General features: G+C 39.3%; 9 protein-coding genes, 2 tRNA genes and 2 pseudogenes. 3 read left to right on the top strand and 10 right to left on the bottom strand.

Features of this window, described 5'->3' with window-relative positions; translation table 11 throughout:
* Window positions 1-451 precede the first annotated feature (451 nt).
* The 6 genes from OFO01_RS03240 to OFO01_RS03215 form a co-directional block, all read right to left on the bottom strand.
* Window positions 452-527 (bottom strand) — tRNA-Phe (locus OFO01_RS03240).
* Window positions 528-638: 111 nt separating this feature from the next.
* A complete protein-coding gene (rplT, locus tag OFO01_RS03235; RefSeq protein WP_270858736.1) occupies window positions 639-995 on the bottom strand; it encodes a 50S ribosomal protein L20 in 357 nt (118 codons plus the stop codon).
* Window positions 996-1077: 82 nt separating this feature from the next.
* Complete coding sequence (gene rpmI, locus OFO01_RS03230) at window positions 1078-1269, bottom strand: 50S ribosomal protein L35 (protein ID WP_270858735.1); 192 nt, start codon at window positions 1267-1269, stop codon at window positions 1078-1080.
* A 90-nt stretch (window positions 1270-1359) separates the two neighbouring features.
* Complete coding sequence (infC, locus tag OFO01_RS03225) at window positions 1360-1881, bottom strand: translation initiation factor IF-3 (protein ID WP_270858734.1); 522 nt, start codon at window positions 1879-1881, stop codon at window positions 1360-1362.
* Window positions 1878-3701, bottom strand: a complete 1824-nt coding sequence (gene thrS / locus OFO01_RS03220) for a threonine--tRNA ligase (RefSeq protein ID WP_270858733.1) — start codon at window positions 3699-3701, stop codon at window positions 1878-1880. The genes infC and thrS overlap by 4 nt, the downstream gene beginning before the upstream one ends.
* A 177-nt stretch (window positions 3702-3878) precedes the next feature.
* Window positions 3879-3953 (bottom strand) — tRNA-Glu (locus OFO01_RS03215).
* A 127-nt stretch (window positions 3954-4080) separates the two neighbouring features.
* On the opposite strand from OFO01_RS03215, the gene OFO01_RS03210 reads away from it, so the two are divergent.
* The 3 genes from OFO01_RS03210 (at window position 4081) to OFO01_RS03200 (ending at window position 6072) form a co-directional block, all read left to right on the top strand.
* The gene (locus tag OFO01_RS03210) at window positions 4081-4566 is read left to right on the top strand and encodes a hypothetical protein (RefSeq protein WP_270858732.1); all 486 of its coding nucleotides are present in this window, start codon (window positions 4081-4083) and stop codon (window positions 4564-4566) included.
* A complete protein-coding gene (nfo, locus tag OFO01_RS03205; RefSeq protein WP_270858731.1) occupies window positions 4563-5405 on the top strand; it encodes a deoxyribonuclease IV in 843 nt (280 codons plus the stop codon). Before OFO01_RS03210 ends, nfo begins: the two co-directional genes overlap by 4 nt.
* A gap of 256 nt (window positions 5406-5661) precedes the next feature.
* The gene (locus tag OFO01_RS03200; RefSeq protein WP_270858730.1) at window positions 5662-6072 is read left to right on the top strand and encodes a hypothetical protein; all 411 of its coding nucleotides are present in this window, start codon (window positions 5662-5664) and stop codon (window positions 6070-6072) included.
* Between the two features lie 265 nt (window positions 6073-6337).
* Here the strand turns inward: OFO01_RS03200 and OFO01_RS03195 are convergent, their stop codons facing one another.
* The 4 genes and pseudogenes from OFO01_RS03195 to OFO01_RS03185 all read right to left on the bottom strand — a co-directional run bounded on the left by OFO01_RS03195 (window position 6338) and on the right by OFO01_RS03185 (window position 9813).
* Window positions 6338-6880 (bottom strand): YceI family protein, encoded by a 543-nt coding sequence (locus OFO01_RS03195; protein ID WP_270858729.1) that lies wholly within the window; start codon window positions 6878-6880, stop codon window positions 6338-6340.
* Between the two features lie 369 nt (window positions 6881-7249).
* Window positions 7250-7837 (bottom strand): annotated as a pseudogene (locus OFO01_RS09010) (anaerobic C4-dicarboxylate transporter family protein); the annotation flags it as partial.
* 263 nt (window positions 7838-8100) lie between these two features.
* Window positions 8101-8926 (bottom strand): annotated as a pseudogene (locus OFO01_RS09005) (anaerobic C4-dicarboxylate transporter family protein); the annotation flags it as partial.
* Between the two features lie 140 nt (window positions 8927-9066).
* A complete protein-coding gene (locus OFO01_RS03185) occupies window positions 9067-9813 on the bottom strand; it encodes an SDR family NAD(P)-dependent oxidoreductase (RefSeq protein ID WP_270858727.1) in 747 nt (248 codons plus the stop codon).
* Window positions 9814-9822: the final 9 nt, after the last annotated feature.

Here is a 9822-nt window from a genome sequence, read left to right as displayed (position 1 = left end):
TTAAGAGAGTTAATTATGGATAACACTGAAATCACCGAATTCCCAAGCGGTTTTGAAAATTTGCAAAATTTAGAACAACTGTATTTCAAAAACACGCCGATTAAAAATCAAGAAATTTTATCAAAAATGCCGAATTTAAGGATTATTGAGAAATAAATCAATTTCTACAACTAAATTCGTCATAGCCAAATTTTAATTTTCAAAATTTCGCTGTTTTCACTTCGTTAGCCTAGACAACTCATACTTCGATTTTTATTGCGAGGATACTAACCTAATGAATTTCTAAGTGCTTTATTTATGCTCTAATCCTTTTGCGATTAAAAAGAATTAGAAAGCATAATGGAGCAAATAAAAACAATTCAGTAGTACTCCTAGCCTCGTAAATAAGGGAAAAACAAATAAATAAAAGTAATTATTTAGAATTAAGAATAAACTTTAAAATAAACTTAAATGGTGGTTAGAGGCAGAATCGAACTGCCGACACGCAGATTTTCAGTCTGCTGCTCTACCGACTGAGCTATCCAACCACGAAATAAAGGGAGCATTGTATTCAAACCCCGCTTAAAATCTATTTAAACGAGCCAGAATACAAAATTTAAAAGGGAGAATTTCAAGAAAAAATCTTGAAATTCAAAAAATTATTTTAAAGCAGCCTTTGCTTTATCAGCTAATGCAGCGAAAGCCTTAGCATCGTTCATAGCAAGGTTTGCTAGGATTTTTCTATCTAATTCGATATTTGCAAGTTTAAGACCGTGCATAAATTTAGAATAACTAATATCGTTGATTCTGCAAGCAGCGTTAATTCTAACGATCCATAGTCTGCGGAAGTCGCGTTTTTTCGCGCGTCTGTCGCGGTAAGCATAAACCAAACTTCTTTCTAATTGTTCTTTGGCTTTTCTGAAATGTTTTCTTCTTGCGCTATAAAAACCGCGAGCAAGTTTTAAAACTTTATTGTGTCTGCGTCTTCTAACAACGCCTGTTTTTACTCTTGCCATATTAATCCTTTCTTAAATGGCGCCCATTTTTGGGTCTTTCCCTATCTTAGGGGAGTTTGAATGACTAGGTCAAAAACTAAAATTATTTACAAAGCATAAGCTTAACAGCTCTAACATTTGTAGAATCTACATAATGTGGGCCGCGCAAATCTCTTTTACACTCGCTAGACTTTTTAGTCAAGATATGGCTGCGGAAAGCTGAACCGCGTTTAATCTTGTTTTTGCCTACTTTAAAGCGTTTTGCTGCGCCACGCACACTTTTCATCTTTGGCATGTTTATCCTTTTTTTTAAGATAAGCTGTGATTATATAATAAAATTTTAAATTTCTGCTGAAATTTAAAAATATTTAAGCTACGCCGAAATTTAAGACTTTTTCGGCGTAATTAGCATACTCACATATCTTCCCTCTAAAATCGGGGCTTTGTCGCGTTCTGCGCTACCTGCGAAATTCTCTTCCCAAATTTTGTTTAGCAAATTTACGCCAATCTCGGGAGTGCTCATCTCGCGACCCTTCAAAAACACGCGAAGTTTGACATGTTTGCCAGAATCCAAAAATTCTTTTGCGTGTTTTACCTTGTAATTCACATCGTTTTGAGCGATTTTTGCCGAAAATTTTATCTCTTTAATCTCGATGATTTTCTGTTTTTTCTTGGTCTCTTTTAGCTTTTTTTCTTGTTGATAACGGAATTTACTATAATCCATTACCTTGCACACTGGCGGTTTCGCATCTGGCGCGATTAGCACGAGATCGACACCTTGTTTGCTTGCGATTTGCAACGCCTCATCTAGCGAGATTACGCCGTATGCTTCACCATCTTCGCCGATACACCTAACCTCATCAGCCTCGATTTCTTCGTTTAGAAAAACTTCTTTTTTGCTGCTCAAAAATTCACCTCATTTAATTTGTTTTGAACGAAATCCAAGAACTCGCTAAGCCCCAAATTTCGCTGTTCGCGCGCACGCCTATCACGCAATGCGACGCTACGATTAGCCACTTCGTTATCGCCAAGGACGATGATTAATGGCACCTTTTGCTTTTCGGCTGTTCTGATTTTTTTATTTAAAGTTTCGTTTTTGGTTAAAATCTCAGTGTCTATGTCCAAATCGCGCAACATAGCTGAAATCTCTTTTGCATACGCGCTGTGCGCTTCGCCAATCGGGATAATCGCCACTTGTGTCGGGCAGATCCAAAACGGAAGCTCGCCAGCTGTGTGTTCGATTAAAATTCCTATAAATCTCTCAAAGCTTCCCAAAATCGCTCTGTGAAGCATGACCGGCTGTTTTTTCTCATTGTTTTCGTCGATATAACCTAGCTCGAAGCGATTTGGCAGGTTGAAATCCACCTGCACGGTGCCACACTGCCATTTTCGACCCAAAGCGTCTGTGATTTTTATGTCGATTTTCGGTCCATAAAACGCACCGCCGCCCTCGTCGATACCGTATTTAAAGCCCTTTTCATCAAGCGCGTCTTTAAGCGCTTTTGTAGCGATCTCCCACACTTCATCATCGCCCACAGCCTTGGCGGGTTTGGTTGAAATTTCCATTTCGTAGTTAAAATCAAATGCGCCCATTAGCACATCGACAAAGTCCAAAATTTCATAAACATTTTCTTTGATTTGGCTTGGCATACAAAAGATATGCGCGTCATCTTGGGTGAATTCGCGCACTCTAAACAACCCGTGCAAAACGCCTGATTTTTCGTGTCTATGCACGACGCCGTATTCGCAAAATTTAAGCGGCAAATCGCGGTATGAGCGAATTTCGCTTTGATAAACTTTGATATGACCCACGCAGTTCATCGGCTTAATGCCGTATTCTTGCTCTTCGATCATCGTAAAATACATATTTTCTTTGTAATTTGTGTAGTGTCCGCTGATTTTCCACGCGTCAGATTTTAGGATTTCAGGGCCTCTGACTGGCTCGTAACCGCGACGGCGAAGCTGTCGATATAGCCTTTCTTCGAGTTTTACGCGCATTTTCGCACCCGCTGGTAACCAAATCGGAAGTCCAGCACCGATCTCTTCATCAAATGTGAAAAATTTCATCTCCGCACCAAGCTTGCGGTGATCGCGCTTTTTAGCCTCTTCGAGCATTGTTAGGTGATTTTTTAGGCTCTCTTTATCGGCAAAAACCACGCCGTAAATTCGAGTTAGCATTTCGCGTGTCTCATCGCCACCCAAATACGCACCCGCAATCCTAGTTAGCGCGAAATTTCGCAAAAATTTGGTATTTGGCACATGCGGTCCGCGACAAATATCCTCAAAATCGCCTTGCGCATACAAACTCACTTCGCCCTCTGGGATTCGTTTTAAAACCTCGACTTTTAGGTCGTCCTCGGCGTATTTTGCGCTAACAGCGCCTTTGGTAGAGCAAATTTTAACTATATCTTGTTTGGCTTCGGCTAGCTCTTTCATTTTTTTCTCAATCGCCTTTAAATCGTCCTCGCCAAGCTTCTCGCCGCCGTTTTTGCTCACGCGCATATCATAATAAAATCCATCTTCAATCGCAGGGCCCACGAAAAATTTCGCGTCTGGGTGGAGTGATTTGACAGCTTGTGCCAACAAATGCGCGCATGAGTGACGAAGCACTTTTAGCGCGTCAGCAGAGTTATCGAAAAATATCGGTTCTGCGCTGTTTGCGCCCTCGCCGATACTTTGGGTATCATAAATTTCACCATTAAATTTGTATGCGATAATGTCGCTCATTTTTTTCCTTTTTTACCAAATTTATCTTTTCTACAATAAAAGAATAAGCTGTAATTTTAGCCAATACAACCTTAACCGTAAATTTAAATTTGGCTAAATTTTAAGAAATTTTAAGCGAATTTTGAATTTTCATTAAATTTTGATTTGAAATTTAATTTTTTGGATTTTGTATTTTAGTGGTGACCCCTACGAGATTCGAACTCGTGTTACCGCCGTGAAAGGGCGATGTCCTAACCGTTAGACGAAGGGGCCACTTAATTCGGTTAAATTAAAAGGAACGATTATTTTATATAAATTGCGCTTAAATTTCACTTAATAAAGCTGGAATTTTTATAAATTTCGCTAAAATGAAAATATTAAAATTTAAAAAAGGACAAAAATGAAAAAAATAAATTTGATTTTTGCTGGATTTTTGGGAATCGGGGCAGTATTTTGTGGTTGCGCCAAGCTCGCCCCGCAAAAGACGCAAGCGGTGGCGTTTTCGATAATTTCGCCAAATTTGCGCCTAAACGACACGGGATTTATTAGAAGTTTTAAAAACCAAACCGAGTTGCAGGTCTATTCTAGCGGGGTTAGCGTGCTTTCCTTGGTCGCAAAAAACGAAAGTGTGTGCATGAATAATGCCTGCGATGATGAGCCAACTTTCAATGAGAAATTTTTCAAAAACGCCCATTATAAGGGCTTTTTGGGCGAAATTTTGGGCGCGAAGGCAATCTATGGCGCGAAAAATTTAGCCAAAACAGATTGCGGATTCGAGCAAAATTTGGGCGAAATTTCATACAGCGTCTGCGATGATAGCGGCAAAATTATCAAATTTAGCGACAAAAAAGCCGGGGTAAAAATCAGCGTAAGAGAGCTTTTATGAAGCGTGTCGGAGCCCATGTAAGCGCAGCTGGCGGGGTTTTTAACGCTCCGCTTAACGCGCAAAAAATCGGCGCAGACGCGTTTGCGCTTTTTGTCAAAAATCAGCGCCAGTGGAGCGCAAAACCGCTTAGCGATAGCGATATAGCGCAGTTCCGTGCAAATCTCGACACCACTGGCATACGAGCAGAGCATATCCTAGCCCACGATAGCTATCTCATAAATCTAGGCCACCCGGACCCCACGCTTCGCAAAAAAAGCCTTGACGCCTTTATCGACGAGATAAATCGTTGCGAAAAGCTTGGCATAAAACTGCTAAATTTCCACCCGGGCTCGCATTTAAATGAAATTTCGCCACAGCAGTGTCTGCAAAATATCATGGAGTGCCTAAATTTCGCTATCGCAAACACTAGCAGTGTCAAACTCGTCATCGAAAACACAGCAGGCCAAGGCTCAAATTTAGGCTTTGAATTCGCCCAAATCGCCTACATAATCGCGCGCGTAAGCGACAAGACCCGCATTGGCGTTTGTATCGACACCTGCCACGCGTTCGCCGGCGGATACGATTTTCGCACGAAAGAATCTTACGAAAAAACAATGGCCGAATTTGACCGCGTCATCGGCTATAAATTTTTATCTGGCATGCACCTAAACGACACCAAAAACGACCTTGGCGTGCGCAAAGACCGCCACGAGAGCCTTGGGCGCGGATTTTTGGGGCTGGCAAGCTTCGAAAACATTATGAACGACAAAAATATCGATGAAATTCCGCTCATTTTAGAGACGATTGATGAGAGTATTTGGGCAGACGAAATCGCGCTATTACGCTCGTTTGTGCGCTAAATTTAGCCAAATTTCGCTACCGCAAGTTTTTAAATACTGCGCCGAAATTTTGATTTTCTAAAATTTTACTATCCGTAGCCCCAATACAGCGTCTTAAATTCCCATACTCATTTTAGCAAACAAAGATACTAACCATAAAGAACTTCATCTAAAAGAGCATGAATTTAAACAGAAATGAAAAATTTAATATATAATATACTTTTGCGAAAATAATCAGAAATGAAAGTGAGAAAAAATAATGAAAAAAGCGATTTTAATGACAATTTTGTCAGCTTTTATGTCCCTTAGTGCGTTTGCGAAAGATAACTGCGAGTTAGACATTATGAAAAACATAGTCCTTGCCATAAACAATGAGGTTAAAATAAAAACAAACGACGAAAAGGCGACAATGACGGCTCGTTGTGAAGATAATATGATGATTTTTGACATCACTTACAAGGATAAGTATTCTGATGAAATTGAAAAAAGCGCAAACGCAACGAAATTAGAAAATGCAAAAAAAGAGTATCTAGCCAGAAATACATTGGATTATTGTTTCTACGATACATTTGGTCCTATTCGCCAATACGGCGTTGGGATTTTTTATAAAATTTCGACCAAAAATATGAAAAATGTTATAGAATTCAGTGTTAGACCACAAGATTGCGAACCAAATAAAAAGTCGTAGAGCGAGCATCCTTGCCCACCAAATTTATTATTGCAAGAGCTAAAAGACAGATGGCAATCCTCACGCTAACAAGCGTTTTAAAATTTAAACATTTTAGTAATTCTCTGGATTGCTTCGTCACTTCGTTCCTCGCAATGACATATTTAATAAAATTTCGGCGCAGTATTGCGAAATTGCGTAGCGAAAATTTAAAATTTAAATAAAAAAGGGAAATTTAGCGATTTGCTAAATTTCCCAAAATTTGCAATGAAATTTGCGTAAAATTTTACTTCGCCACAGCTTCGATTTCGATAGAAATTTTTATATCATCGCCTAGCATCGCAGTGCCGCTACCTGGGGCGAAATTAAAATCAGAGCGTTTGATTTTGCCCTCTAAACTAAATCCGATTTTAGCCTTATCGCCCTGCTTGGCTTCGCCACCAAAATCATAGTCAAACTCGACCTCTTTGCTCACATCGCGGATCGTTAGCTCGCCTTTGACCTTATCAGGCGCAAACTCTTTCATTTCAAATTTCATATCAGGGAACTTTTCTGAGCCGAAAAAATCGTCCGCTTGCAAGTGCGCGTCGCGTTTTTCGTTGTCAGTGAAAACAGAGGCGGTTTTTACCACGGCGCTTAGTTTGTTTAGCTTGCCGTCCTCGGCATCAATCTCTGCGCTAAAATCCTTGAAGTTTCCAACCACATTGCTAATGCTCATGTGTTTGATCTTAAAACCTACGCTAGAATGGGCGTTATCGACCTCGTAAGGGGCAGCGTTTGCTAGCATTGCGCCAAGCGCGCATGCACTTAGAATTGAGATAATTTTCATTTTTTCTCCTTTTGAAAAATTTAAAATTTGGATTTTAGCTTATGTTTATTAATAAAAATTATTTATAAGAAATTTTCTGCGAGAAAGGTGCGAAAAATATAGAAATCTATTTTTATCTTTTCTTTTGCAATTGATTTTTTAATTGATTTAAAAGCACAATATTTGAAAATGTGCAATACGCTACAATTAGCAATACATATACACTCCGTTGTTTGTATAATTTTTGGCATTGAATTTTTTAAATTCTTCCTCTAATGCCTGTATGTCAATATCGGTGTTTTGCATAATTTGACTTAATAAATATTTGAAATAAAATTTAGAAATTTAGAAGAAAAAGTTGTCTGCGAGGAAACTCGCAGACAAGAGCTATTACATATATCCGTAGAAGTGAGCTAGGATATAGCCTAGGAAGCATGAGCTGAATACGCCGATGAAACCAGGGATAATGAAGCTGTGGTTGATAACATATTTACCGATTTTTGTTGTGCCTGAGCGGTCGAATTGGATCGCAGCAAGGTCGCTTGGGTATGTAGGTAAGATGAAATAACCGTAGCATGCAGTTGCGAACGCAATGATTGTTCCTGGATTTACACCGATAGCAATCGCTAGTGGAACGAAAGTCGCAGCAGCAGCAGCTTGTGAGTTAAGGAATTTTGAAATCAACATACCAACTACAATGTATGTAAATGGATATGCTTGCATTACCTTACCAAGTGAGCCAGCCAGCATATCGATATGAGCGTGGAACATAGTATCGGCCATCCAAGAGATACCATAAATCGCAACAAGCGCAATCATACCGCTGTGGAAGATTTCGTTTTGAGCGATTGTGCCAGCTTTGATACCTGAATAAATCATCATAATAGCAGCAGCAAGGAGCATAAACATTTGGATAGTATCAACCATACCAAGAGTTTTTGAACCTTTTGTGCTTGTAGCTACATCAATTTTTGCGTTTTCGTAAGTTTTAGTTTCGCCTTTTGCATTTACATAAGTTACTTTTCCGCCGTCTTGGCTAACTTTGTAAGTTTTGCCGTCTTTATCTTTAACCTCGACACCTTGTGCAGTTTGAGATAGTTTAGATTTATCTTTTTTAACGCTCATTTTTGTCTCAGCACCGCTTAACATCATAGTTCCATCGCTGATTTTTACTTTGTCTAGGACTTTTGAGCTGTCGCCTGCATCTACGATATTAACGATAGCAGCGTCTTTTGAGATAGACCATGTCGGGCGAAGTTGTTTGTAATAACCCAAAACCGCAACAACAACGATTGCTGAAAGGAAGATATACATAACATTCCATTGTTTTTGTGGAAGTTTAACACCAACTAGTGATTTAGCGTCATCAGAACCATAGATGATTTTTCTTTGCTCTGGATCTTTAAGTTTAGCTTGGAATTCCTCATCTTTTTCAAGGCTTTTACCGCGGAATACTGAGTATGTGCTGATACATAGCATACCGAAGAAAGTAGAAGGAATAGTTACTTTAAGAAGGTCAAGGTAGCTAGAAAATCCCTCGATTTGAGCACCAGCGCCTAGCAATACAGCCACGATAGAAACACCAGCAACTGAAACTGGGCTAGCGATGATTGCTAATTGTGATGAAACGGTAGTAGCTGCCATTGGACGCTCTGGGCGCACACCACTTTTCATAGATACATCGTAGATAATCGGCAAAAGTGTATAAACTGTGTGACCAGTACCGCAAAGAACTGTCAAAGTCCAAGCACACATTGGTGCAACATAACAAACTAATTTTGGATTTTTTCTCAACGCTTTTTCAGCAAGTTGAAGCATAACATCCAAACCACCCGCAGCCTGCAATGTAGCTGAGGCGACAACAACCGCAAGGATTGTCAAAATAACATCAACGGCTGGTTTGCCCGGAGACATTTTGAATAAAAATACGAGTATAACTAAACCTATACCACCTAAAATACCAAGGGCCATACCGCCCTTTTTGGCACCATAAAACAGACACGCCAAAACTATTATCAACTGAATAGTAAATTGGACGCTCTCAGACAAACCTGTAAGAAACTCCATCGCTTCTTCCTTTCCTTAAAAAATACTTATTTTATTATATCAATATTTCTTTTAAAGAAATATAAATAAAATTCAAAATATTGAATTTTTATAGAATAAGTGTTAAAAATTTATTTATAATACTTATTCAAAATTTAGAGTTATCTTTTCTCTACATGTAATCCAGCCCAAGTTTGCGCTGTCGCCATAGCCTCGACGATATTTATATTGACATGATGAGGCATATTTATGCAGTTTAACACGATTTGTGCTATATCCTCTGCCTTAATCGGATCTGTGTTTTCATAGACCTTTTTCGCCCTTGCTTTATCGCCTTTAAATCTCACATCGCTAAATTCAGTCTCGCAAATACCCGGCGCGATCTCTGTTACGCGAATACCAGTGCCGATTAAATCGTTTCTGATATTTCTGCTAAATTGCTTCACAAACGCCTTGCTTGCGCCATAAACATGGCTTCCAGGATACGGCCACGCACCAGCAGTAGAGCCGATATTAAAAATATAGCCATTGCCACTTTGCAAAAGTAGTGGTAAAACTGCCTTTGTAGTGTAAATAACGCCCTTGATATTCGTATCGACCATAGTCTCTAAATCCTCGATTTGAGCATCTTTAATGCCATCTAGACCAAGCGCAAGACCAGCATTATTTACCAAAATTTCGACATCTCTAAACTCACTCGGCAAATTCTCCACAGCTTTAAAAATTTCATCTTTATTTCGCACATCAGCTGCGATTATATGGGTATTTCCTAGCTCTTTGACCAAATTTTCTAATCTCTCTTTTCTGCGCCCAAGAGCGATGATTTTATAGCCCTCTTTACTCAAAATTCTAGCTATCGCCTCGCCAAAACCACTCGTCGCACCTGTAATAAAAGCTGTTTTTTTCATAAATTTCTC

This window comes from Campylobacter sp. JMF_01 NE2 (genome assembly GCF_027737365.1).
Lineage (GTDB): Bacteria > Campylobacterota > Campylobacteria > Campylobacterales > Campylobacteraceae > Campylobacter_B.
Note: the sequence above shows the minus strand (reverse complement) of the source record. Positions and strands in the feature narration are given on the sequence as shown.

Bases quoted from the DNA above. Each gene is read 5' to 3' on its own strand.
- rplT (WP_270858736.1), bottom strand. From the start codon at position 995: ATGGCAAGAGTAAAAACAGGCGTTGTTAGAAGACGCAGACACAATAAA.
- rpmI (WP_270858735.1), bottom strand. From the start codon at position 1,269: ATGCCAAAGATGAAAAGTGTGCGTGGCGCAGCAAAACGCTTTAAAGTA.
- thrS (WP_270858733.1), bottom strand. From the start codon at position 3,701: ATGAGCGACATTATCGCATACAAATTTAATGGTGAAATTTATGATACC.
- OFO01_RS03210 (WP_270858732.1), top strand. From the start codon at position 4,081: ATGAAAAAAATAAATTTGATTTTTGCTGGATTTTTGGGAATCGGGGCA.
- nfo (WP_270858731.1), top strand. From the start codon at position 4,563: ATGAAGCGTGTCGGAGCCCATGTAAGCGCAGCTGGCGGGGTTTTTAAC.
- OFO01_RS03200 (WP_270858730.1), top strand. From the start codon at position 5,662: ATGACAATTTTGTCAGCTTTTATGTCCCTTAGTGCGTTTGCGAAAGAT.
- OFO01_RS03195 (WP_270858729.1), bottom strand. From the start codon at position 6,880: ATGAAAATTATCTCAATTCTAAGTGCATGCGCGCTTGGCGCAATGCTA.
- OFO01_RS03185 (WP_270858727.1), bottom strand. From the start codon at position 9,813: ATGAAAAAAACAGCTTTTATTACAGGTGCGACGAGTGGTTTTGGCGAG.